Source organism: Woeseia sp. D3-10 (assembly GCF_055809415.1).
In genome coordinates, this window is record NZ_JBVVTW010000007.1 from 1,698,039 (window position 1) to 1,722,858 (window position 24,820).

22 protein-coding genes are annotated in these 24,820 nt (G+C 56.1%); 3 read left to right on the forward strand and 19 right to left on the reverse strand.

The window, feature by feature from the left end; genetic code table 11:
- Positions 1–131: 131 nt before the first annotated feature.
- Genes AC0L8N_RS08220 through AC0L8N_RS08250 form a run of 7 tightly spaced genes read right to left on the reverse strand, consistent with a single transcriptional unit; the run spans position 132 to position 7,639 of the window.
- A complete protein-coding gene (locus tag AC0L8N_RS08220; RefSeq protein WP_473667137.1) occupies positions 132–1,118 on the reverse strand; it encodes an ABC transporter permease in 987 nt (328 codons plus the stop codon).
- Entirely contained in the window at positions 1,118–2,650 is a 1,533-nt protein-coding gene (locus tag AC0L8N_RS08225; RefSeq protein ID WP_473667139.1) for a sugar ABC transporter ATP-binding protein, read from the reverse strand. The genes AC0L8N_RS08220 and AC0L8N_RS08225 overlap by 1 nt, the downstream gene beginning before the upstream one ends.
- Positions 2,647–3,279 (reverse strand): DUF2291 family protein, encoded by a 633-nt coding sequence (locus tag AC0L8N_RS08230; protein WP_473667140.1) that lies wholly within the window; start codon positions 3,277–3,279, stop codon positions 2,647–2,649. The genes AC0L8N_RS08225 and AC0L8N_RS08230 overlap by 4 nt, the downstream gene beginning before the upstream one ends.
- Positions 3,280–3,307: 28 nt before the next feature.
- Positions 3,308–4,276, reverse strand: coding sequence for a substrate-binding domain-containing protein (locus tag AC0L8N_RS08235; RefSeq protein WP_473670087.1), 969 nt, complete (start codon positions 4,274–4,276; stop codon positions 3,308–3,310).
- On the reverse strand, positions 4,276–5,796 hold the full coding sequence (locus AC0L8N_RS08240) for an FGGY-family carbohydrate kinase (protein WP_473667142.1): 1,521 nt from the start codon (positions 5,794–5,796) through the stop codon (positions 4,276–4,278). The genes AC0L8N_RS08235 and AC0L8N_RS08240 overlap by 1 nt, the downstream gene beginning before the upstream one ends.
- A gap of 5 nt (positions 5,797–5,801) precedes the next feature.
- On the reverse strand, positions 5,802–6,782 hold the full coding sequence (locus tag AC0L8N_RS08245) for a transketolase family protein (RefSeq protein WP_473670089.1): 981 nt from the start codon (positions 6,780–6,782) through the stop codon (positions 5,802–5,804).
- Between the two features lie 17 nt (positions 6,783–6,799).
- The gene (locus AC0L8N_RS08250; RefSeq protein ID WP_473667144.1) at positions 6,800–7,639 is read right to left on the reverse strand and encodes a transketolase; all 840 of its coding nucleotides are present in this window, start codon (positions 7,637–7,639) and stop codon (positions 6,800–6,802) included.
- A 781-nt stretch (positions 7,640–8,420) separates the two neighbouring features.
- Here AC0L8N_RS08250 and AC0L8N_RS08255 point away from each other — a divergent pair.
- Positions 8,421–9,227, forward strand: a complete 807-nt coding sequence (locus AC0L8N_RS08255; protein ID WP_473667146.1) for a DeoR/GlpR family DNA-binding transcription regulator — start codon at positions 8,421–8,423, stop codon at positions 9,225–9,227.
- A 77-nt stretch (positions 9,228–9,304) separates the two neighbouring features.
- A complete protein-coding gene (locus AC0L8N_RS08260) occupies positions 9,305–10,288 on the forward strand; it encodes a sugar phosphate isomerase/epimerase family protein (RefSeq protein WP_473667148.1) in 984 nt (327 codons plus the stop codon).
- Between the two features lie 540 nt (positions 10,289–10,828).
- Here AC0L8N_RS08260 and AC0L8N_RS08265 read toward each other — a convergent pair.
- The 6 genes from AC0L8N_RS08265 to AC0L8N_RS08290 form a co-directional block, all read right to left on the reverse strand.
- Positions 10,829–11,818: an alpha/beta hydrolase gene (locus AC0L8N_RS08265; RefSeq protein ID WP_473667150.1), complete on the reverse strand. Its 990-nt coding sequence runs from the start codon at positions 11,816–11,818 to the stop codon at positions 10,829–10,831.
- A 378-nt stretch (positions 11,819–12,196) separates the two neighbouring features.
- Positions 12,197–14,278 (reverse strand): TonB-dependent receptor domain-containing protein, encoded by a 2,082-nt coding sequence (locus tag AC0L8N_RS08270; RefSeq protein WP_473667152.1) that lies wholly within the window; start codon positions 14,276–14,278, stop codon positions 12,197–12,199.
- Between the two features lie 74 nt (positions 14,279–14,352).
- Entirely contained in the window at positions 14,353–14,769 is a 417-nt protein-coding gene (locus tag AC0L8N_RS08275; RefSeq protein ID WP_473667154.1) for a hypothetical protein, read from the reverse strand.
- Between the two features lie 113 nt (positions 14,770–14,882).
- Positions 14,883–16,235 carry an NADP-specific glutamate dehydrogenase gene (gene gdhA / locus AC0L8N_RS08280; protein WP_473667156.1) on the reverse strand — a complete coding sequence of 451 codons (1,353 nt, stop codon included), beginning with the start codon at positions 16,233–16,235 and terminating at the stop codon, positions 14,883–14,885.
- Between the two features lie 233 nt (positions 16,236–16,468).
- Positions 16,469–17,710, reverse strand: coding sequence for an aminotransferase-like domain-containing protein (locus tag AC0L8N_RS08285; RefSeq protein WP_473667158.1), 1,242 nt, complete (start codon positions 17,708–17,710; stop codon positions 16,469–16,471).
- A gap of 165 nt (positions 17,711–17,875) precedes the next feature.
- A complete protein-coding gene (locus AC0L8N_RS08290; protein ID WP_473667159.1) occupies positions 17,876–19,117 on the reverse strand; it encodes a CynX/NimT family MFS transporter in 1,242 nt (413 codons plus the stop codon).
- Between the two features lie 254 nt (positions 19,118–19,371).
- On the opposite strand from AC0L8N_RS08290, the gene AC0L8N_RS08295 reads away from it, so the two are divergent.
- Positions 19,372–19,857: a DUF2165 family protein gene (locus AC0L8N_RS08295; protein ID WP_473667160.1), complete on the forward strand. Its 486-nt coding sequence runs from the start codon at positions 19,372–19,374 to the stop codon at positions 19,855–19,857.
- A 230-nt stretch (positions 19,858–20,087) separates the two neighbouring features.
- Here the strand turns inward: AC0L8N_RS08295 and AC0L8N_RS08300 are convergent, their stop codons facing one another.
- From AC0L8N_RS08300 to AC0L8N_RS08325, 6 genes are all read right to left on the reverse strand, one after another.
- Positions 20,088–20,450 carry a hypothetical protein gene (locus tag AC0L8N_RS08300; RefSeq protein ID WP_473667161.1) on the reverse strand — a complete coding sequence of 121 codons (363 nt, stop codon included), beginning with the start codon at positions 20,448–20,450 and terminating at the stop codon, positions 20,088–20,090.
- 198 nt (positions 20,451–20,648) lie between these two features.
- A complete protein-coding gene (locus AC0L8N_RS08305; protein ID WP_473667162.1) occupies positions 20,649–21,557 on the reverse strand; it encodes a transposase in 909 nt (302 codons plus the stop codon).
- A 125-nt stretch (positions 21,558–21,682) separates the two neighbouring features.
- A complete protein-coding gene (locus AC0L8N_RS08310) occupies positions 21,683–22,519 on the reverse strand; it encodes an SMP-30/gluconolactonase/LRE family protein (protein WP_473667163.1) in 837 nt (278 codons plus the stop codon).
- Between the two features lie 132 nt (positions 22,520–22,651).
- Positions 22,652–23,569: a hypothetical protein gene (locus AC0L8N_RS08315; protein WP_473667164.1), complete on the reverse strand. Its 918-nt coding sequence runs from the start codon at positions 23,567–23,569 to the stop codon at positions 22,652–22,654.
- The gene (locus AC0L8N_RS08320; RefSeq protein ID WP_473667166.1) at positions 23,559–23,750 is read right to left on the reverse strand and encodes a hypothetical protein; all 192 of its coding nucleotides are present in this window, start codon (positions 23,748–23,750) and stop codon (positions 23,559–23,561) included. Before AC0L8N_RS08320 ends, AC0L8N_RS08315 begins: the two co-directional genes overlap by 11 nt.
- A 209-nt stretch (positions 23,751–23,959) precedes the next feature.
- Positions 23,960–24,742, reverse strand: coding sequence for a DUF6331 family protein (locus AC0L8N_RS08325; protein WP_473667168.1), 783 nt, complete (start codon positions 24,740–24,742; stop codon positions 23,960–23,962).
- Between the last annotated feature and the right edge of the window lie 78 nt (positions 24,743–24,820).

Here is a 24,820-nt window from a genome sequence, read left to right on the forward strand (position 1 = left end):
TCCTGTATTCGTTTTGTCGGAATATTCGCATCCGTTTGCCAGCATCATGACAAACAGACAAGCCGACCCGCAGGCGCCGACCGGCTTCGTGTCGGCCTGTGTGCCCACAGCCGTGCGGAACTGCATTCATTTCAGGATTGCCCGTGTCGGGAGTTCGCCTTGTCGATGGCGACCGCTGCAAGTATGACCAGGCCTTTAACGACCTGCTGCCAGAAGGGTGACACATTGAGCAGGAACAAGCCGTTGTTGAGTACACCAATAATCAGGCAACCAAGCACAGTACCCATGATCGAACCACGGCCGCCCGACAACGAGGTACCACCGATGACCACAGCCGCGATGGAGTCGAGTTCGTAGCCAAGACCTGCGTTCGGCTGTGCAGAGTCGAGGCGTGCAGTCAGAAGCAGACTTGCGACTCCGGCCAGAGCACCGCCCAAGGCGTAGACCCAGACCTTCACCCGGTTCACCCGCAGGCCTGTAAGGAGTGCAGCCCTTTCATTGCCACCTACCGCATACAAGTAACGACCGAAGCGGGTCTTGCGGGTGAGCATCACAAATATCGCGACCAGTGAAGCACAAATCCAGACCGGCATTGGGACACCGAGAAACAACCCGGTACCCAGAAAGCCAAAGCTGTCGCCGAGCCCTGTAACCGGAAAGCCACCGGTCCAGAGCATAGTCAGTCCGCGTGCAATGCTGAACATGCCAAGTGTCGCTACAAACGGCGGTATTTTGAATCGGGTGATAACCATGCCGTTGAACCAGCCCAACAACAAGCCAACCAGCACCGCGGTTACGATAGCTCCCGGTACCGTGACCTGAATTAGGATATCGAGCGCTGGAATCGCGATACCGTTCCTGAGTACACCAGCCGCTACGGCTCCCGACAACGCCAGTATTGCCCCGACAGAAAGGTCAATTCCGCCGGAAAGTATGATCATGGTCATGCCAATAGACAGGCAGAGATTCACCGAGATCTGCCGCAAAATATTCCAGCCATTGTCAGGCGTGAGGAAGGAATCAGACATCAGCGACATCCCGATCACCATCAAGAGGAGCGCGATCATGGGTTGGGATTTTGACAACAGATCCCTGGCAAACGCCTGATTCGTTTTCATCAAACCGATACCGCCAACGGCAAAGCTGCCTTCATCATGATTTCCTCAGTTGCTTCCGAACGACTGAATTCCGCAGTCTTGCGGCCCTCGCACATCACCATGATGCGGTCGGCCAGCGAGAGAATTTCCGGTAGCTCCGATGAAACGACGATGACGGCGAGACCGGCCTTGCTGAGCTCGTGGATGAGCGTGTAAATTTCCTCTTTTGCATTTACATCTATGCCGCGAGTAGGCTCATCCAGCAGTAACACAAGAGGATTTGTTGCCAGCCACTTGGCGAGAATCACCTTCTGCTGATTGCCACCGCTTAAGTTGCGAATTAGCTGCTTTACCGAAGGTGTCTTTACCCGAAACTGAGCAATGGACTCCTCGACCATTCTGAGTTCTGCTGTTTCGTTCAGGACGCCTGCCCGTTCGAATTTCGACAAGCAAGCCAGGCTGGTATTGTCGAGGACCGACATGCTCATCACGAGGCCTTCACTTTTGCGATCTTCCGGAGCAAGTGCCAAGCCCTGCGCGATAGCCTCAACCGGTGAATCGATACTTGCCGGCTCACCGTTGACAAAGATTGCAGCGGTCGAGTCTCGGGAGTGCAGACCAAAGAGGGTCTCCAGTAGTTCGGTACGCCCGGCGCCCATGAGCCCGAAGATTCCCAGTACCTCACCGCGATAGGCTGTGAGGCTTACCTTGCGCAACAAGAAATCACCGGGTCGGTCCGGGTGACGCAATGACAGGTCTTCAACACGCAACGCCTCACTTCCCACCGTCGGCTCCGCCCGAACCACTTTGCCGGTTCGTTCGCGGCCGACCATCATCTGCACAATGGCATCACGGCTCATATCCTGCAGGGGTGCGGCATGAATCAGCTTGCCGTCGCGCATTACCACCGCATCGTCGCCAATTCGGCTCAGTTCTTCGAGCTTGTGAGTGATGTAGGCAATAGCCACGCCCTGCTTTTTCAACTGCTTAATGATGCCGAACAGCACTTCAATTTCGTGCTCGGTAATCGCGGATGTTGGCTCATCCATAATCAGCACGCGAGCGCTGCTTGAAATTGCCTTGGCAATTTCAACAAGCTGCTGCTGCCCCACCCGCAATCGGCCCAGCGGTGTGGACGGTTTGACGTCAAGGTCAAGCTGCTCGAGCAAAGTGGTCGCTTCCCGATTCATGGCTTCACCGTCGATGAAGCCGAACCTGTTCAGTGGTTCGCGGCCCAGAAAAATGTTCTCGGCAACAGTCAGGTTGGAAACCAGATTTAGCTCCTGAAAGATCATGGAGATACCGGCAGCGCGGGCAGCGCGTGGGTTTCTAAAACTGACTGACTCTCCTGCCAGACGCACCTCGCCTTTATCAGGCAACAACACGCCGGCGATGATATTCATCAACGTGGACTTGCCAGCCCCGTTCTCACCAAGCAGTGCAGTCAATCGGCCACTTCGGAGAGTGAAACTGACATCATCAAGCGCGAGTACGCCAGGGAAGGATTTGGTGATCCCTGTGGCCTCGAGAACAATCTCGCCGGGCGTCATCATGGAAAGCTGACTTCTACCGGGACCAGAAGCAGTTCGGCCGGTGCTTCGTTCGAGTCAGCCACCTGAACTCCGCCGACGAAACGTACTACTTTGCCTACCTCTGCATTGGATACCAGATTCGGTAGGACCTGAGTTTCCACCCTGCGGTTGATCTCCGCAGAAAGTGCGTTGAACTCCTGTGAGTTGCCGAACTCGCTGACATCAAAAACTCCGGATCCATCACGGATTGCGTTGCCGAACACCGGACCTGTATCGATGACTAGTGAAACGCTTTCGTCCGTTTGCAACGCGATCGTAATTGAATCGCTGTCAATGACCGTAATCCGACCTTGTCCAGACACCATGAAGTAGGAACTGCCGCTGAGCCCGAGCCGGTGACCGTAGCTCGCCGCTGTAGCGGTGAAATCGGTGCGTAGACCGGCCAGCAATTCCCCCGCGTCCACCGCACTACGAATAGCGTCCGGCAACTGGAGTCGCCAGAACTCCTCGGCGCGAGTGGCTGCATTGAACTTGCCTTGAGCAGTCTGTTGCCGCGTTACTTCAAGCGGTACAACGTGCAACAAGGGAACGAAATACAGAAACACGCTTGCAACGGCGATGCCGAAGACCCAGCGGAAGAGACCAGCCATACGCTTCGTCGCCGCGCGAGCCAATCGATCAGTCCTGTTTGCGGCCGTAGTCGCCAAACGAGTCAACCGTCTCGCTGGTAACAAGCTCCACGGCTACCGGAATTTTCTGCGGGAAGTTTCGTTCCCCATTGATGTAGCTGTGGGCACTATCGGCAGCAGTGCGCGCCATAACTTTTGGGAACTGCATGCCTGTTGCCACTATCTTGCCTTCCGCGATCAGTTTGACCACATCGTCAGCGCCATCGAAGCCAAATACTTTGACTTGATCAGCCTTACCGGCGGCGAGCAGTGCCTGGTACGCGCCCATTGCCATAGGATCGTTTCCCGCGAAGACAGCATCGATGTCCGGATTGGCCTGCAGCATAGCCTCCATGACTTCCATGCCTTTAGCCCGATCGAAGTCTGCACTCAACTGGGCGACCATCTGCAATTCGGGATAGCGATCCACAACGCTGTGAAACCCCTTCGATCGATTCCACGTGTTGTTGTCACCGACCAGACCAAGTAACTCTACGTATTTTCCGGGCCGCGGGACCTGTTTCACAAAAGTCTGGGCGATCTCGACCGCTCCCGCGTAGTTGTCCGAAATGATTTGAGAAACAGCGGCGTCGGTCGCGTTGATTTCGCGGTCTATGCAAAACACGGGAATACCGGCTGACTTCGCCTTGCGCACGTTGGCTATGGATCCATCAGCATCCGTTGGATTGAACAGGATAGCCTGATACCCAGAAGCGACAATGTTGTCATAGTGCTCCGACTCTTTTGCCGGATCGTTCTGTGAGTCGAAAATTGTTGCCTCATAACCTAATTCGACTGCCCGATCACGGGCAGTTTCGGCTAACACGACGAACCACGGGTTGTTCAAAGTTGAAACAACAACGGCTATGCGATTGTCAGACGATTGCGGCGTTGCATCGGAGCCGGTCTGCGAACAGCCCAAGAGGATAGTCAGTACAAAGAGTACTAATGCAGGAAGATTCAAATATCGTTTGAACATCATTTCTTGGGCCCCGCAGCAGCGTTTGGCTGCCCGACGCCAGCCAACACCTGTTTTACGGCTCGATGCCAGCCGGAATTAAGCACATCGACATCCCCGGCGGCCATCATTGGTGTAAAGGTCTCGCCATTACCACCAGTTGCCGCGATTGCTTCGAGCGAGGAGTGTACGCCGGTGCCAAGCAACCCCATCAGCGCCGCACCCATCGCGGAACAATCCGGTGTCGTCGCAACGGTAATTTCAGTTTGGGTAATGTCGGCCGTGAATTGCATTAATAGCTGATTTGCAGTTGGCCCCCCGTCGGCCTTCAGTGCTTTCAAGGCCACGCCGCTTTCCTCCTGCATTGCGTCCAGTGCATCACGCAACTGGAAGGCCATTGACTCCAGTGCTGCCCGCGCAACGTGGCGGCGATCACTGTGTCCCGACAGGCCTACAATTGCCGCCCGCGCCTCAGGCGCCCAATACGGCAATCCCAAACCGGCGAAAGCGGGAACAAGGTAGACGCCGCCCGAGTCTGGCAATTCGCTGGCCAGACTCTCAAACTCGGCCACATTGCGCACCAGTTCGAGTTGGTTCTGTATCCAGTTCAGGGTTGCCGCCGAGTTGATGATTATGCCTTCGAAAGCATAGACCGGGTCTCCCCTACGCACCCAAGCGAGTGCAGTAACTACACCATTCTCGGACAGCCTGAAGTCGGGTCCGATATTCAGTAGTACCGAGGAGCCTGTGCCGAAAGTCACTTTGGCGGAGCCTGGTTTGAAACAGTGCTGTGCAAACAACGATGCTTGCGAATCACCCATCACGCCTACAATTGGGCAAGGTTGTTCCAACGCGCCGCACAATGTCGTGTCGCCGAAGTGGGCATCACTTTCTCGCACTTCCGGCAGTGCGTTCACCGGGACCTGCCATAGATCGCAAAGATCCGGATCCCAGCACAGCTCGCTAATGTTGTATAGCAATGTTCGACTGGCATTGGTGGCGTCAGTGGCGTACACCTTACCTTTGGTAAGACGGTAGATCAGGTAGGTATCGATCGTCCCAAAGAGCGCCTCGCCACTAGCGAGCTTCGCAGCCAATCCGGGACGTTCCTGAATCAGCCACTGCAGCTTGGACGCCGAAAAGTAGGCATCGACGCGTAATCCCGTTCGTTCGTGAATGATCTTGTCGTCACCGGCCTCATTGCGGGCCGCACACAGCGCATCGCTACGCCGGCATTGCCAGACGATGGCCGGGTACAGAGGCTTGCCAGTTTCTTTATCAAAGACAACTACTGTTTCTCTCTGATTGGTAATACTGATGCACGCCAGGTCCGTCATGCGTTGCGCATTTCTGGCAATAAGGGTACTGGTGACTTCAAGGACGTTGCACCAGATTTCCTCGGCGTCGTGCTCTACCCAACCAGGTTGCGGGTAGTACTGCCGATGTTCTTTCGAATAGCGATCCAGGCAATGACCGGATTCGTCGAATAACAGCGATTTCGTCGCCGAAGTACTCTGGTCAATAGCAAGCACTATGGGCATGGCAGTTAGTCGGTCAACAACGTTTGCATGATGGCAGCCAATCCTTCCATGGACAGGCCATAGTGACGAAAAATATCTGCCTGGCTGCCGGTCACGGTGTACTCATCCGAAATTCCGACTACTCTGAAACGCGGGTGTATACCGGATTGCAGGAACAACGCGGCACATGCTTCGCCAAGACCGCCATTTATCATGTGTTCCTCGACTGTAACAACAGCATCGCACTCATTGGCTATAGCAAGGATGGCGTCTGTATCGAATGGCTTTATCGTCGGCACGCTTACGACCCGGCATTGTAGTCCTGACGTTTCTTCAAGATGCGCTGCGGCTAACAATGCATGAATGACTGTTTCGCCGGTCGCGATGAATGCTGCGTCATCGCCGCTTCTAATTTCACGGACCGCACCGGGTTCGAATGCTTGCTTCGTAGGCAGGTCGTATAGCGCTGCCTTGCCGAAACGCAGATAGACGGGTGCCGGCATCAGCGCCGCCGCTCTAACTGCTTCGCGTGCTTCGTAGTTGTCAGCTGGCACAATAATTGTAATGTTGTTTATCGCCCGCAGCGCCGCAAGATCGTGCAACGAATGATGAGTCGTTCCGAGAGCGCCGTAACTTACACCGGCGCTGATCCCAACCAATGTCACAGGATTATCGGAATAGGCAACATCGTTTTTGATCTGCTCCAACGAACGCGCAGTAAGGAAACACGCAGGTGAAACTGCGAAAGCCGTCTTGCCAACTGAGGCAAGACCAGCTGCGATACCCACCAGGTTTTGCTCCGCGATACCAACCTCTATGATCTGCTCAGGCAATTCCTGACCGTAGGGGCCAAGCTTGCCGGACCCTCGCGAATCGCTGGTGATCGTGACAACATTACGATCTTCCTTGGCCATCTCAAGGAGGGTATTGGCGAATACTTCAAGATTCGGCCGTCCAAACGTCAGACCGAGTTGTGATGCCATAGCCTTTGCTGCATCGGAATACATGGAAGGGGCCGGCGCGCTCATGCCGCTGTTTCCGGAATAGCAGCTAGTGCTGAGTCCAGTTCTTTAATTGCCTTTACGTATTCGGCATCAGTAGGCACGCCATGGTGCCACTTGCCGACGTCTTCCATGAAGCTGACGCCCTTGCCTTTGGTCGTGTTCGCAATGATCACACCAGGTTTTCCAGTTTCGAGTGGCGCTTCCAGCGCTTCCGTAAGTTCAGCGTAGTCATGACCGTTCACAGTTCGCACCGCCCAGCCGAAGGCGGCAAACTTCTCGGCAAGCGGCTCACTCGACATGACATCGCGTGTTCGACCGGTGATCTGCAGGGTATTGCAGTCGATAATTGCAGTCAGGTTGTCGAGTTTGTAGTGAGCTGCCGCCATCGCTGCTTCCCAGTTTGATCCTTCGGCTAATTCGCCATCACCAAGTAAGGTAAATACACGGTAGTCCGCTGCATCCATCTTGCCGCCAATGGCCATACCAACACAGATAGGCAGGCCATGCCCCAAAGCACCGGTATTTTGCTCGATGCCCGGCACTTTACGGGTTGGGTGGCCTACGAAATGGGATTGATAACCGCAAAGCGTGGCCAGTCTTGAGGCTGGATAGAAACCCTGGTCCGCCAGCACCACGAACAAGGCCTCCACCGAATGGCCCTTGCTTTGAACATAACGATCCCGGCTCGCTGAGGAAAATGTCTGCGGGGAGACACGCAGGATGCGGTTGTACAGGACATTGAGAATGTCGGTGCACGAAAGACTGCCGCCGGTGTGGCCGGCGCCAGCGTGTTTGATCCAGCGCAGAGTATCGCGACGGTATTGCAGTGATTTACGCGCAAGCTGTTGGTCGGTGAGCATGGTGATATCGGCTGAGGGCGAAGCCTTTTGACTTCAACATGCTTCGTTTATTACCGCAAAAAGGAATAATTCGCAAGTTTATAGATTTCGTTTTTTTGCGTTTTCGCATAAAACAGGCCTTTTCAGTCACTATCCCGACAATAGGTAAGGGGCGGCCAGCATGGGTCTCCCGCGAAGCTGAGCAGGACCCATGACAGTTCGGAGCAACGTCCGGCCTTACCCAGCGGCCAGTGTTACGCGACACATAGCGCTGACCGTTTACCCGCAGCACCCGCACGGCGCCTTTCCCACAGTCTGGCGGCAAAATGTCTCTTGCCCCCCCCACATGGCGAAAAGATCCGCAGGCCTGGTATTTCCATTGCTGGGGCCGATTCGATGGGCCTCGACGTCCGTGCTCAAGGAGTTTGTTGCCCTCGTTGCCAGCAGGACGAGATACAGGCCGTGCTTCCTGGCCGCCGCAACCAACCCTGTAGAACAGATCAGAAAATGGCAAAGCGAGGCCAGCATCTTTTGCTTCATGCACGTGTCCTTGTGCAATCCAGTCTTGATTCAGCCCGCGCGCGAATCTCCGAAGCAGTGATCGAGTAGGCGAATGGCAGTCATCGCGAATTCCGTGATCGACCGGTCCTGCCGCGCTCATCACCGCTGCTACTCAATTTCCGAGTATTGCGCGCTCCAGCGAACGCTCACAGATATCGCAAGTAATCGACTTTCGTTTTTTTCTGCTTTAGGCTTCCGGTAGACTTCGCGGACTTAAAGCTATGGCGGGAGATACAGCAGGATGGTGAGAACCGATACAAACAACCGCAAGTCGAGCAAACGGCTACTGGGCGAGACACGCCGAAGTCGGATTCTGGAATGGCTGCGCGAAGAAGGCAGTGCTCGGGTCAGCGTGTTGGCCGAGGCGTTCGCTGTTTCCGAGGTCACCGTTCGCCAGGATCTCGAAAAGCTGGAAGCGGAAGGTCAGGTGGTACGCGAACACGGCGGCGCTTTTCTCAAGTCAGTGCCGCAGCAAGTTCGCGCAATGGCGTTGCACCACCAGGAAAACAGCGAGCGGAAACAACTGATTGGCCGGGCTGCAGCGAAATTAGTGAATGATGGCGAAACCATCATCATTGACTGCGGCTCGACGACAACCGAGGTTGCAGCCAATCTGTTTGGCCGTCATGACATGACGGTCATCACCAATGGCCTGAATATCGCCCTGATGCTCGGAGCAGAGCCGGGTTTCGACGTCCATATGACCGGCGGTCACTTCAAAGCGCCGACCCTTTCCCTGAGCGGCGAAAAATCGGCGGACTACTTTAATGGCCTATACGCACAGAAATTGTTTCTGGCTACGGCGGCCGTCGATATGGAAAACGGTCTGACTTATCCGGCGTTATCCGACATTGCTGTAAAACGCGCAATGATCAATTCGGCCGAGAGCGTCTACCTCGTCGCTGACTCCACAAAAATCGGTACGCGCTCATTTTGCGTACTTGGCGGGATAGAACAAGTAAACGTACTGATCACCGACGAAGGCATTAGCGACGCGCAACGCAAGGGCTTCGAGGCGGCCGGCGTGAAAGTTGTCATTGCCAACTAGCTAGTGGCTCCGGCGACGACCAACAAACAATCACAACAAATCAAAGACACTACAGCCCTTACAGGAATACCCACATTATGAGCGGCAAGCAAAAGTTCGGAGCAGGCATTTGGCACTTTGCGACATACGTTGATCGATACGCCACGGACGGCTACGGTCCACCGCGCAGCTTGGTCGAAATGATCGATCTGGCAGGACAGGTCGATGATCTCACCGTTGTCGATATCAATTACCCGTTTGCTGATCCGGAGCTCTCGCTCGATACCGTCGAAGCCGCATTGCAGCGCAATAATTTATCGGTGATCGGCATTACACCGGAAATCTACACGAGACAATTTGCAAAAGGCGCATTCACCAACCCCGACCCGGGTATTCGCCGGCTCGCCAACGAAATGATCAATGATGCGGCCAACGTGGTCAGACGATTTGGCGCCAGCTATGTCAAGCTCTGGCCGGGCCAGGATGGCTGGGATTACCCTTTCCAGGTTGACCACGGTGCGCTCTGGAAAGCCAGCATGGACGGTGTCGGTGAACTCGCAAGCGAGAACCCAGACCTCAAGTTCGTCATCGAGTACAAACCGCGTGAACCGCGGGCGCATATGAGCTATGACAGTGTCGCCCGCACCTTGCTTGGGATAGAAAAGATCGGCTTGCCGAACGTCGGTATCCTGCTCGACTTTGGGCATTCACTCTATGGCGGCGAATCCCCAGCGGACGCCGCACAACTTGCCATCGACTACGGTCGCTTGTTCGGCATGGACGTGAACGACAATTTCCGCGGCTGGGACGACGATCTGATGGCGGGCTCGGTACACCCGATAGAACTCTTCGAGTTCTTCTACACCCTCAGGAAAAACAACTGGGAAGGTGTATGGCAGCTCGACCAATTCCCATTCCGCGAAGATTCGGTCGCCGTTGCCAACGGTGCCATTAGTTTTCTCAAGACTATAGAACGCGCGCTCGACAAACTGGATTTCGCAGCGATGCAGGCCGCCCAGGATCGACACGATGCGGTAACTGCACTGAAATTGGCGCAAGAGGCACTCTACACATCGTATTGAGTTCAGATTACAGCCGTCAAAGTCGACCAGCATCTGCAAGGACAACAACGGTCAGTCGGACCCAAGACGACTGTCGGCACGTTCCTGATTTGTTCGTTACTTCCGGCGTCAGCTCTCCTTGCTGATGAAGATGAAGTCGCAAACGGGTTTGTCGATCTGCCGCGTGACTAACAGCCGCTAGCATACTGACAATGGATAAACCGCAACGTAGCCGAAACCGGTACACGTCGTGATCTTGAATGAATACACCGCATCGGCATGGGCGGTGTGTTCATACTCGATTTTGCATTCGGCTTGCCGCCAATCCCGCAATACATAACGGAACTCGTCGAGTACCGAACTGCCTCCTGGCTAAGCGCAGTTCGGGTCGACGCTGAAACTTCGCACAATCTCGTTCGGAACTTCGATACACAATCGAGTGACGGCTGAATCCGCAGACGGGCCGCGGGCACTGAGAAACAGTCTTGCAACAACCGCCACTACTACTTTGCTGGACACGTTTATAGAATTGAGTCCATTTAATGTGCAGGGCAATTTATCTCAGATCAGGCCCTGTGTTCCTGCCCAGGACAGGAACAAGTCCGGCCATGCTCCGACTGGCTTATCGAAAATCTGACGAAGACCGAAACCATGACCGCCGTCCGCAAACAAATGAGTTTCCACCGGTATGCCGCGTGCCTCGAGCGCCGCGCGATACTCGAGTGTATTCGCAACGGGCACAACGAAATCGTCCTCAGCGTGAATAAGAAAATGCGGTGGCGCATCGTCGGGTATGTTGTATTGCGGCGAGTGCGTTTGCTCCAGCAGTGGATCGGCGTTGGCGCCTATTAGTAATTCGCGCGAACCGGCGTGTGCGACCGGTGCGGTCATGGAGATTACGGGATAGATCGGCGCAGCGACGGTCGGTCGTGCTGACAACGTATCCGCTGCATCGATAGCCGAGTATGTGTTGACGGCAAATCGCGTGGCCAGGTCGGCACACAAGTGCCCGCCCGCTGAGAACCCCATAGCGGCGACACGCGCGGCATCGATACCGTATTCACTGGCCGTGGAACGAATGAGACGCATCGCGCGCTGCGCGTCTGAGAGGCAGACATTGGGTCCGGCAGCCCAACCGTCTCCGGGCAAGCGATAGAAAAGTACGAAAACCGTTATACCGCGGGCCGAAAACCAATGACCCAATTCGTATCCTTCTTTGTCGATCATCATCCGCCGATAACCTCCACCGGGCGCAATCAGCATCGCTGCGCCATTGGGCGTTCGGGGTCTTAAAACCACCAGGCGCGGTTGCGAAACACCGTCCACCGCGCGGTCCGTTAATGCGACGTCGGTACTGAGTTCAGTAACGGTCTCCTGCGGTACCTTCGCTGGCATTCCCGGCGCGCCGTCGGGCCAAAGGTCAATTGTCTCTACTGGTTGTGGCAACCCGACTGGCAGGAAACCGCCGTCGACCGGCGGCGGTGTTTGGGCACGATCAGGTTGGCCCGGTCGAGATGCCATGGCACCCTGCAATACTCTACGTCTATTCATGAATGTTTCCGGTTGTCGTGAATCGTGAGCTTCGCACCCTCAGGCTCTTGGTTGCAGGTACAGGACTGATTCAAATAGCTTGCGACCGGCGCCGCGCGGAGCAACCTCAAATTGCAGCATACCCGTAGCTTTTTGTTCCATGGAGTTACCTGCTTTCGTGCTGTCTGCACGCGGCTGACCGCATGCTGTTGCCATGATAGGGCAGGCGATCCTGTTCGGGACCATCAATATTAACGAAGTAACAAGAACTCTCGAAATCGCCACTATTGTGATGTTCGAAAACATCATATCGCACTGCCCTTCCCTGCCCCGAACGCTCGAGCGCCAGACCCGCAAACTAGCGCACGAAGGAGAAACTTGCTCAGTCCCGCCTTTTGCTCAGAAGCTCGCGATAACACCAATACTCATCGTGCGTTCGGCGCCGTACAGACGCTGGCCGACCGGAATATCGGAACCGCCGGCACGATTAATACCCACGAGGTGATCCTGATAGGTTTCGTTTAGCAAGTTATCCATTCGCGCCTCGAAACGCAGCGACTCGCTCGGCTCCCAGAAAAACGCGAGGTTGACGATCTCATAACCGGGCGTGGCTTGTTCACTGTTGTAGAGTGAAACGCGATCCTGCTTCGCGTAGATCACAACCTCCGGCTTCACACGCCAGGAATCGGTGGTATAGCTAAGCCCGATACTGCCATTCAGTGGTGCGAGGCGGTACAGCTTGTCGTTGAGATCCGTGCGTTCGCCGCGCACGTAGCTGACGATTCCGTCGAGCGACCAACGCTCAGCGAGCGAGTACTGCCAGGCCATATCACCACCCCATAACTTCGCATCCACATTGGCGAACATCAGCGGCACGCTGCCACTCATCATCGTGGAAACCATGTTGGCCTGCATATTCGTGGACGGAACGCCCTGGATGTAGTTGCTCACGTCTCGGTAGAACAGTTGCGGTGAAACACTAAAACGTCCGGCATCGTGACTGAACCCGACCACAGCTTCGTTAGCGCGTTCAGGAACCAGATTGATATCACCAATGTAGTTTCGCCCATCCGCGAGACCTCCTGTTGCTTCCAGAGGGAGCCACAGGTACAGCTCCTGGTAGGAAGGCGCGCGGGTCTTGGAACCCGCCTCGAATGTCCATTCGGTGCGCTCCGAACTACGGTAGCGATACTTGAACACGGCATCCATGCGGCCGTAGTCCTGCGACCTGTCCGAACTGTTGAAACTGTCGGCGAGCGCCGTGACGTTGGTCAGCATGGGTTCCGGCATACCCATCGCGCCAACTGTTCCGGCATTCAACGAAATCGATTTGTAGCTAAGACCGAACTCCAGCTCCGAGTTACTGCGCTGAGCACTGACTTCGACGTAGGCGCCGAGCACGTCACGTTCGACTGCATTGAAATTGCTAACCCGAAACATCGCCATATTCGGGTTCGTGATAACCGCATCGTGATCAGCCAATACACCATCAACGCCAACCCGGAGATCGAAGAGGTTCAGCTTGTACAATAAGGCGACGCTAAACTGCGTGCCTTTGCCTTCGGCGAGATTTTGCCGCTGCTGCATCGCCGGCGGCGCCTGACGCAGACCGAAATTGTCCATCAGATGCTCTACATCGTTGTAGGCGAATCGCGTCTCCAACGACATCGTCTCGCTTAGCGAGCGTGACCATTGCAAGCCAAAGAGGTCTGTCTTGATGTAACGGATATCCATTGGCAATGCCGGGGTGCCGGCGTCTTCGGTATCCAGTCGACCCGCATACAGCAGAAACTCAGAATCTGTTGACGAATAGCCGTAGCTGAGATCGTAGCGTTCCCGCTGCAACTCGCTCGGACGCATCTCGCCCTCTGGCGTATCAATGGAATTGCCATTATCGAATTCGGCCAACAGAGATACGCGATGACTCGCGTTCGCAAAAGTCAGTCGTCCAACCGAGGTGCTGACATCGCCGTTATTCGAATATCGGGTGCCCAAAGTACCAGCGATCCCAAACTCGTTCTCGGCAAAATCGCCACGGGCCAACCGCGTGCCGATATAGCCACCGATAGATTCCGGCGCTCGGGACACGCTCGCGATCCCACGATCGACGACCAGCTCCTCGGTCAGCATGGGTGACAAATACGACAAAGGTGTATCCATCGCATTTGGTCCACCGCTGACAATGCCGGACTCGTCAATATCGACGGCGATACGGTCGCCGTACATCCCCCGGTATTGGGCGATGCCGGTAATCAACCCGTTAGAGTTCAGGTTGGCGCCGGGAATGTCCTTAAGAACGCGCGCGGTATCAACCAGCATTTCCCGGTCTACCTCCACGCGTGTGGATGTAGTCGTTACGGCCCGGCCCAGCACAACGATTTCTTCGGCAGTGGCCGGGTCGTCGGCGGATATGTTCTGTGCCGCGGATATCGCCGGCAATAGGGTGCATGCAGCAGCGGCTGCAAGGTGCAGTGTTTTCAATGTCTTGCTCCTGAAACGGAATCACACCGCCGCGAACAAGTCGCAGCAGTAAGGGAAGTTAAAGCTGATTCGTTTCAGGCAGGGGGCGCGCGGCTTTGGTACTGCGGTTGATAGGATAAGCGCAGCGATTTGGCGCTGGGCAGAAAGTACAGTAGCGGCGTAAGGTTAAGAGTGGCATCGCTGTTCTGATCAATCGCTGCAGCAGAGGACAGCAAGTGTCCGAACGGACACTCGTGCTCATCATGAGCGCTGTGACTCTGCGGATCGAGGAGCTCCAGGTGTTCCGCGTGCCCCACATGGCTGGAAGGTTCCTCAGCAGCACCGTTCAGTGCCGTCAAGAATCCAGCGGGGACGTGTTCGGGACAAAGCTCGAACCACAGGCCGCTTCCACCGGCTGCCGGCATATAGCCCGTTGGGATAACAACGCGCAGCAACACCGATGTACACAACAACAGTGTAAAAAGCAGCCGGGTTGCAGGTGATCGCGTCATGAGAGCCAATCAGTATAGTGGAAGTGCGCGTGGCTTCACACGTGTGAAAATGTTGCTGTCAGGTTTATTTGTCAGCGGCACTGAATAATAAACCTGACGCCCATTCCGAGTGATTAACGCAGGCCATGCTCAATCATGGCATCAGCCACACGACGAAAACCTGCGATGTTTGCGCCCGCGACAAGATTGCCCGGCATGCCAAACTCCACTGCGGTATCACGCGATTGCAGATAAATACCGGCCATCACTTCGCGTAAGCGGTCTTCAACTTTCGCTTTGCTCCATTGGGTCAGGCCCGCGTTCTGCTGCATTTCCAGTTGGCTGGTTGCCACACCGCCGGCATTGGCAGCTTTACCGGGACCGAAGGCAACACCGGCCTCGATAAAGTATTTCACGGCATCGGTTGTAGAGGGCATGTTCGCACCCTCGCTGACACATTGAATGCCATTCGCAACCAGTGCTTGTGCGTCGGCCAGGGTCAGTTCGTTCTGTGTGGCGCACGGAAAAGCAGCTTCGCCCGGGTAGCGCCAGACGGCATGACCACCGCCGGGGTAATCCTCGCGTGCGGTGAATTCGGCGTCTTTGTGTACATCCGCATAGGCACGCAACGATTTTCGGTCCTGCTCTTTTAGTTTTTTCAGCGTCTCAAGGTCGATACCGGACGCGTGGTAGATTGAACCCGTCGAGTCCGAACAGGACACGGGAATTGCGCCAAGCTGAATCAGTTTCTCAATGGTGTAGATCGCGACATTGCCGGCACCGGAGACGATGCAGGTTGTACCCTGCAGGCTGGTGCCCAGATCGTTCAGCATGTGCTCCGCAAAGTAGACGCAACCGTAGCCGGTCGCTTCCTTGCGCCCCAGCGAACCACCCCAGTTCATTCCCTTCCCTGTCAATGCGCCTTCATAGCGCCCGGCCAAGCGCTGGTACTGACCGTAGAGATAACCGATCTCGCGCGCACCCACACCAATATCGCCGGCGGGCACATCGACAGCCGGCCCTATGTGGCGATGCAACTCGGTCATGAATGCCTGGCAGAAGCGCATCACCTCCGTATCGCTACGGCCCTTGGGGTCAAAGTCGGATCCGCCTTTCGCGCCACCGATAGCGAGGCCCGTCAGCGCATTCTTGAATATTTGCTCGAAGCCGAGAAACTTGATCACTCCGGCATTGACGCTCGGATGGAAACGCAATCCACCTTTGTACGGACCCAGTGCGGAATTGAACTGCACCCGGTAGCCTTTGTTGACATGCACTTTGCCGCTGTCATCCATCCAGGTAACGCGAAACAATATTTGGCGTTCGGGTTCGACCATGCGCTCGACGATACTTTGGTCGACATATCGTGGATCGGAATCAAGCAAAAGCTGCAGCGACGAAAACACTTCTTCCGCAGCCTGATAAAACTCACTTTGCGCAGGACTGCTGCGTCGCAGGTTCGTAAGAACATCATCGAGATAGTGCATAGTTTCCTTGGGTCTGGTACTGACTTATCGGTGGCCTGGTCGCGGCCTGCAATAGTCCGGACTCCGACTTTACTCGGCGCCCAGGCAGGCGTGAATGAATTCCCGGTTCACGAGCGTACAAATCGCTACCAGGTAACGAAGCCCGATTCTTGTTAGTCGAGGCAGTGTGTATGTCCTCACACCTGCGCGAATAGCAAAGGCAACAGCCAAGGTCGGGCAAAAAACCTTGCTCGTTACAGAGTTCGCAGAACCTCTGCGAGCCGGCGCACGCCTTCCGCGAGGCGCTCGGGACTGTTGAGCGTAAAGTTCACACGAATCGCACGCCGGTATTCGAGCTCCGGATCGAAAACGCTGCTCGGTGAGACGGTGACGCCCGCCTTTAACGCTATCTCGGACAGCCGGTCGGTATCGAGCTCTGGATCGCGGCTAACCGCCCAGACGAACATACCACCTACCGGTACTTCCCATTCGAACCACTCGGAGAGGTGTTCGGCCATGGCCGCGCACAGCGCATCGCGGCGTTCACGGTACAAAGCCAGGATCGTCGGTCGCGAACGCTCGATAATGCCTTGTCGCATCGTGGCCAGTGCAATGTGCTGAGTTACACCGCTTGTGCACATATCGCTGCCTTGCTTGGCGATCGTCATGGCCTCGATCACCTCGGGGGCCGCGATCACCCAGCCAACGCGCAGTCCGGGAGCAATTTCTTTTGAGAGTGTGCCGAGATAGATCACCGGCCCGTCGTAGATACTGCTTGCGGGGTCCGTTGCTGACAGTTCGAGCAAACTCGGCAATGGTTCATCATCGTAGTACAGAGAACCGTAAGGGTCGTCTTCGACCAGCCAGGTGCCGGTTTGCTCGGCCGCTGCAACCAGAGCCTTACGCATCTGCAATCCAACCAGCTTGCCGCTCGGGTTTGAAAAGTTGGGAACCGTGTAAGCAAACTGCGCACCGGCGAGCCCGGCTACCGGATCGAAATCAACGTCATTGAACATCAGCCTGCGGTATACCGGTTCCCGCGGCCGCCAGGCGTCGATGGCGCCTAGGTAAGTTGGGAACTGCCCGGCCACGAGATCGCCGCGTTCCAGCAGGATCTTGCCGACCAAATCCAACCCCTGCATTCCCGAGGTAGTCACCAGTACGTTTTCGCGCGACAACCGTAGCGACGGCGTGCTGAAACGCCGCGCCAGTTCGTCACGGAACGCAGGCAGACCATCAATCGGCCCGTAACCGAGCGTTTCTGCAGGAAACTCTGTCACCACGCGTTTCGCGATCTCGGCTACTTCGCCGGCCGGAAAAGTCTCGGGGGCAGGCAAACCGCCCGCCAAGTTAATGAGCCCCGGGATCGAACCGGCCGCAAGGAAGCCACGGGTTATTTCATTGGTGGACTCGAGCCAGTGTGCAAATTCCGGTCGCGTACCGGCGGTATCACACTGCGTAGTGCTGGCAACGTTCTTGAGGATTGGTTTTTCCATGGTGTAGCTGCTTATCCGTTCGAACCAGTAATAGTTAACATGGGCCTGATACTACAACACCGAACAGCAGGCCAACGTCGGTGTTTGTTTTGCGTTCGCTACTGACAACGTGACATGCACTATTTCACTACGCTGCGGCAGCCGTCGTTTCCTCTCGTGGTCGCTTCAGTTGGGGCCGGCGCTCTTCTCCACCGCCTCCAGCACATCCGTCGGCGGCACCTTTGATACCGGCGCACCGGCGACGATGCGATCTCTCCCGGCCAACAGGCCAGCAACGCCTTGTACCAGCGTCGCGACAAGCAACAAACCGATCGAGGCATGCCACCCGCCGGTCAGGTCATACAGGGCACCAACGAGAATCGGGCCCAGCGTTGCCAGCAGGTAGCCACCAGTCTGGGCCATGCTCGATAGCTGCGCGGCCTGCTGCCCATCGCGGCTACGCAATACAATCAGGACCATCGAGACACTGAATGCCGAGCCGATACCAATGCCGATCATCGAGGTCCACAGCAATGTCGCTGTCCCTGGCGCGACAAGTAGCCCGGCAATGCCCGCTGCCGTAAGCAGAGACACGCCGAGAGCGAGCAAGCGCTGGTTCGGCATGCGCATCGCCAAAACCGGCACCAGCAAGGCGGTGGGAATACCCAGCAGAGTGAGTACCGATAATTGACCGCCTGCAGCGGCGCGGCTCAAGCCTGCATCGACCAGCACGGTTGGTAGCCATGCGGTCATTGAGTAGAAGCCCACGGACTGCAGCCCCATGAACACCGTCACTTGCCAGGCGAGCGGGTTTCGCCACAAGGTGCCGTACGGCGTGACCGGCGCTTGTTGCCCGCGCCCGCGACGCAGGTGCATCGACCAGGCAACGGCGCCGAGCAGCGCTGGCAATGCCCACATCATTGCCGGTACCCGCCAACTGTCCGTGGCAATCGTCAGCGGCACAGCAACCACGGCGGCGAGCGTTGCACCGCCAGCCATGGCAACCAGGTAGAGCCCGGTCATCAGGCCGATCTTTTCCGGAAAATGCCGTTTGACGAATGCCGGCAGCAGCACATTGGCGACGGCGATGCCGCAGCCGAGCGCTACAGTACCGAGCATCAGCGCCGGCAGGGCAGGCACAACGCGCAGTAATGTGCCAATACCAATCAGCAACGCACAGACGAGCAACACGGGCTCGGAGTGGAAGCGCTGGCTAAAGCGAGGCGCGATCGGCGCTAACAACGCGAAGCACAGTACGGGCACCGCGATCAGCAAGGACGCACGTGACGCAGACAGTCCGAATTCCGCCTGGATATCGCTGACCAATGGTGCGATCACCACCAGCACTGAACGCATGCAGAAGGCGAGCAATAACATCGCCAGCGCGAGCCATACCGATCGCGCCGGGTTTGAAGCGGGAACTTGCATGTAATTTCTATCCGGAAAAGTGCGCGGCTACTCGTAGCCCGTATGCTGCCCACAGTGCCGTGGCAACACTGGCGCGAACCGCGCAGTTTGATCGTTTTGCCGCCGAAAATCGAATTATTCCCAGAGAATCCCGCTTTTCCTGAAAGGTGTCAGTTTTTTTGCCCGAAATGAACCCGACACCTTTTGGAAACTGGCTCAATGAATACGCCGGTTGCTAAACTGACGATCCCAATAATAAGAAACGGGGAATACTCATGGTTCGGATCATCAAGTCTGCGCTCGCCGCATTTGTTGCACTGTTTTGCCTGATGTACGCCCTGCAGAACATCGTCAACCTGAATGCCGCCTACGGCTTCGTTGCTGCTGTGTTAACGATGAGCGATCACGCTGTGTACTCCTCGCACTTCGGACCGGCGATTACTTCTCCCGCTTTGATCTGGGCCGCGTTGATCGTAATCATCGCTCTCGAAATTATCGCCGGGCTCCTTGCGGCCAAAGGCGCTCTGGACTTGTGGCTGGCCCGCCGCAGTGATGCAGCGGCGTTCAACGGCGCCAAGACCTTCGCCATCGCCGGTTGCGGCGTTGCACTGATTGTCTGGTTTGGATTGTTTAACGTCGTCGGCGGCGCCTATTTTCAGATGTGGCAAACGCAACTCGGTGCAGCATCTTTAGCTGGCGCTTTTCAGTACTCGGTATTGAACGGTCTTGTGCTGCTAATTATTCAATCAGCCGACGAGTAGGTGGCCGCCATACTTTTCGCAAGACATCCGCGATAGCCCAGCCGACCTATCCGGTACCTTCTTTGTTTTCGCTTTAGCAGGACACCCACGATAGTAACTCGCAGAGATGCTAAGGCCATCAACTTGCAACTCTTGCGGTTCTGAATCGAGTTGCAGTGAAGTTTGTTCGAAAAAGCGGAGATGGTGGGCGATTTAGTGATTAGAAAGGCACCGCACAACAGTGCAACTGATCAACCAGCGAGTCCTTTCAGCCGCTGCTGTCCAAGATGATCACGGAAGTGCATTAGCGAGCTACGCTTGCCAATTGCCCGAAAGTACCGTCGCGTCAGGTGCCGCATATCCTGCAACCAGCCATGGCTGACCTGACCGGCCAGGCGCTCAATGATCGGCGGCAAGGCCGCGTCAATCGCACCTTGCTTGTTGTCACGCAGGGCACGGCCGGTCCAGTCGACCACCGACAGGTATTCCGGCAGCGTCAGCGGCAGGTGAAAACCGCTTGCCGGTTGATGGCGCATGGGGGCCAATGCGCCTGGACGATCCTCTATACGAGCCTGCGCCGAGGTGTGGATGGAGTCCTCAGGGGTTTCGGCCATCTGCGCCCGCACCGGGTTCAGATCGACATAGGCTGGTTACTTTAACAGGACACCCACGATAGTAACTCGCAGAAATTCTAAGGCCATCAACCTGCAGATCTTGCGGTTCTGAATTGAGTTGCAGAGAAGTTCGTTCGAAAAAGCGGAGATGGTGGGCGATTTATCGGTTCGAAAGACACCACACAGCAACGCAATTGATCAACCAGCGAGTCCTTTCAGCCGCTGCTGTCCAAGATGATCACGGAAGTGCATTAGCGAGCTACGCTTGCCAATTGCCCGAAAGTACCGTCGCGTGAGGTGTCGCATATCCTGCAACCAGCCATGGCTCGCCTGACCGGCCAGGCGCTCAATGATCGGCGGCAAGGCCGCGTCAATCGCACCTCGCTTGTTGTCACGCAGGGCACGGCCGGTCCAGTCGACCACCGACAGGTATTCCGGCAGCGTCAGTGGCAGGCGAAAACCGCTTGCCGGTTGATGGCGCATGGGGGCCAATGCGCCTGGACGATCCTCTATACGAGCCTGCACCGAGGTGTGGATGGAGTCCTCAGGGGTTTCGGCCATCTGCGCCCGCACCGGGTTCAGATCGACATAGGCCATGCACTTGATGACCGCTTCTTCGTCCAGCAATGCCTGCGAGCGGAACCGTCCTTCCCAGAATCGGCCCTTGCAGCCATCCTCCTTGTTGGCCAGCCGGGCCAGCGGCTCGTTGATGCACTTCATGAACCAACTGATGCTGCCAAGGCGCTCGCGCCAGAGCTCTACCGTCGAAGCGACCCGGAACTCATCAGCCGTTGGCAGCCACTCCGGCAACCGATGCAGGTGTGACCAACGCTCAATGACGTCTTCCCTGCTCCAGCTACGCTGCTTTTCGTTCAAGTGCAGGACCACGTGGAAGTGGTTGCTCATGACGGCGTACGCGCAAAGATCCAGCGCGAAAATATCAGCCAGTTCGTGCAGGCGGCTTTCGATCCAGGCCCGCCGGTGCTCGAAGTCATAGCCGGTTAGCGGATCGTGGCCGCAAAGAAACGCGCGGCGCACGCAGCGACTGACGCAGTGGTAATACGGCGTGCAGTTGGTATCGATCAGGACTCGGCGGGGCAGCGTCATGGCGACAGGGTAAGTGCCGCTGTGCCAGATCAGCTAGCGATGAATCTCACCATTTTGCGAGGTTATTGTGGGTGTCCCAGTAGTCGGCCAGTAGTCGCTGAATAGCAATCAGGGGCAGAACTCTGTCAGTCCAATAGCAACGAATATGCCGCCACGTAATTCTTCCAGAAACCGGGGAAATACGCGATCCTGTTGATAGGATCGTAGCCAAGATCGGCGGCGCTGATTTCCTGCTCCCGGCCATCAAGTAGCAATGTTGTGTCGCCGTTGCGCGTGACGTAGTACACGGTACCCTGCCAGCAGGACACCAGCCAGGCATCGTCATTCACGCGCTCGACGCCATCGACCCGCCCTTCCATTCCGGTAGCAATAGTTTGGAACGCGCCTGCATCATTGGCCACGTGCAGCCCACCATCCGCAACGAACAAGAGTTCACCCTGACTATGGAGCACACCATTCAACGCGGTCAATCCATCAAGCAGCAGCGTAAACTCGCCGCCCACATACGAAAAAATGCGACCGAACTTCGAATCCGTAATATAGATAGTGCCGTCGTCAGCAACGCTCAGATCGTTAATCGTACCTTCACTCGGCACAACCACACGATCGACAATGGCAGCTTTGTTGATATCAATCGTGACGATATCGTCGATATCTGTAACGTACAGATAAGTGCCATCACTGCCCATACCCTTCGGACCGTTCAAACCGCCGACCCACTCTGCGTCGACGATGCTGCCATCCAGTGCAACCTTTGCGATGGAGCCCTGACCATCATTGGCCCACGGCTCAGTACCGTCAATATTGGACACGTAAAGTACGCTGCGTGTGGAATCGTAGAGGACAGACTCTGGCACCTTCAGCGTGGCGTCCGTTTGCCACAACTTCTCCAGCCGGGCTTCGCCAGCCATTGTCGAGCCCGACAGGATGATTGCAAAAGCAGCAGTAGCGAATCTGTTCATGTTGCGTTGCCTTCAGTCACGGTGCGCAGGGACGAGTACGGGAAACGGTATCCAATTTTGGCGTAAGGTGCCAGCGCCGTTCGTCGGCTACGACGTCAATGAGGCATACCAAGGGCCGGGTCTGTGAGGCCGTTAGTTCAGCGGGGTGATGCAGCTTTCCAGATAGCGCTCGAAATTGGCTTCCGGTATTCGCCCGTAGACCGTTTCGAAATCCCGGTCCGCTTCAATGTCGGTGATCATGCCCGACACAACGGCGGAAGGTTCCTGCTTGACGATATTGGTCGCTATACAGTTACAGGCCTGCGTCGGACCCTCTTTGGAAAAGGCGAACGCCATCGTGAGGATGCTGGATTCACACACCGATGCGATCTGTCGAATCTTGCCATCCTCCAGGCCTTTAGCCGCGCCCAACAGTATTCTGGCGGCAATTTCAGCATTGCTCATGGTCTTGCTGTTGGAGCTATTACTGGTGCTCGGCGCGCTCGCAGAGGGTGTTGCTGACGTCGCGGGCCACGGCATCAGCAAGTCCGAACCGCGGGCAGTCAGGTTGTAGGTCGGCCAGTTGCCGTTCGCGATCACGCCGAACGACATCTTGAACTCCGCGAAGCCATCCTCGCAGGGCGGTGAGTAGCGATCGACCATAACGCCGTGGGTATTGTCATCGTCCAGCCGGTCGTTGGTTGGCACACACAGGACAGCAGGCGCCCACTCCGTGCTCCCTATCCGGGTCGCATCTTCGAGTACGTAGACCGGGTTGCCACGCACGCCTCTGTCGTTAATCTGTAAGAAACCGAGAGCGATGGTCTCGTAGTCCGAGAACGCAACGTCTTCACAGTCACCCGGCTCAACCTTGTGCCAGGCTGAAATTTTTGCCGTGTAGCCACCGAAGAACGAGTTGTTCGTGCCGAATGCGACGTAGTGCAGGTCGATATCACCCTTGTTGCAAACGTCCACCGAGCTGCCGTGGTCGAAATCCTGCGCAAATCCGGGGATTGGGGCGGCGGCGGCAAGCAACACCAGAATTAATAATTGTACGGCCCTATTCGGCATGCGGCGTTTCCTTATCCGTCGTTGTTTCGTTCAATTGATCGTCAATGACCGGGCGCTCCTCCAGCCGCCGCTTCTTCTTCGCCGCGTTCTTTATTTCGGAGTTGTAGCTGCGATGATCCATGGATCGATGTCCAAGTTTTCCACCACTGCCGGCCTCGGTCGGTCCTTTGTGTTTGCTCATTATTATTCACTCAGGAAGTTCAGGCAGTATCGCGGAACGAATGTGAAAGCTACCTGAACAGCAAGCCGAATCCGACAATGATCAGCCATTTTTCCGACCATCAGACGAAATCTACCCCGAAAACCGCATTTGCAGCGCGCCGCGACGCGGGTCTCCCGGCGAACAATGTACGGATAGCGTCGGACGCAATCGTCAGAAAATCTCTATGACTATGCGCCGCGCGCAAGCACCTCAAGGAAGTGTTCGATCAGACTAATCATTTCCTGTTTCATGAGTTTGTCATTGAACACCTCACTGACGACCACTTCAATCGAGTCATCCAGCTGTTCAAGATCGATCAATGCGTTGTCGAGCAAGCCGACCAGTTCACAACGGCCCAGCGTGTCGGCCTGCTTGAGCACATCCTCGGGATGAAAGCTGAACGCCTCAATTCGACAACATTCCGGTACACAGTGCTGCAGACCGTGAAAGAACGGTTTCAGCGGCCGCAGAATCTCATCGATATTTTTTGACTTACGCCCATTGTGGTCAACGTTGCGAGGAATCCACTGCGTCTTGCTGACCGGGATACCAATTACGGAATGCTGGACGCGCCATGAGAACTGTTTGTAAGTCGGGTTGGATCTGATCTTCGACTTCAGCGCCTCGAACCACTCGGCCACGGTGGCGCTGGACCACAAACTCCGGTCGGTGGTGACGAAGCCTTCCCAGGAATCAGTGACCAATGACTCTGATAGCGCATCGTATTCTTGCTCCGATATCTGAAACGGCTCCCAGCTGTACGATTTTCCCGCCTGGCCACAGCTGAACAACTCGTTCAGCAGATGGCGGGGTGGGATCACCCCAAACTGACCGATGGCATTACTCAGCGTCTCGATAATCGACGACCCGACGAATTCGTTCAGTGGCTGAGACGTGACGGTGACATTGGGTGTCTCCAACGTCCCGTCGTAGCTGTACCAGCTGGAACAGGTAACCGTTACCGATCGCATCGGCCATCTCCGTCGGCGAACCCTACTGCCCGGGCTAGTTCTTGTGCCACCCGGCCAGCCGCCAGCAACCCATGTCGT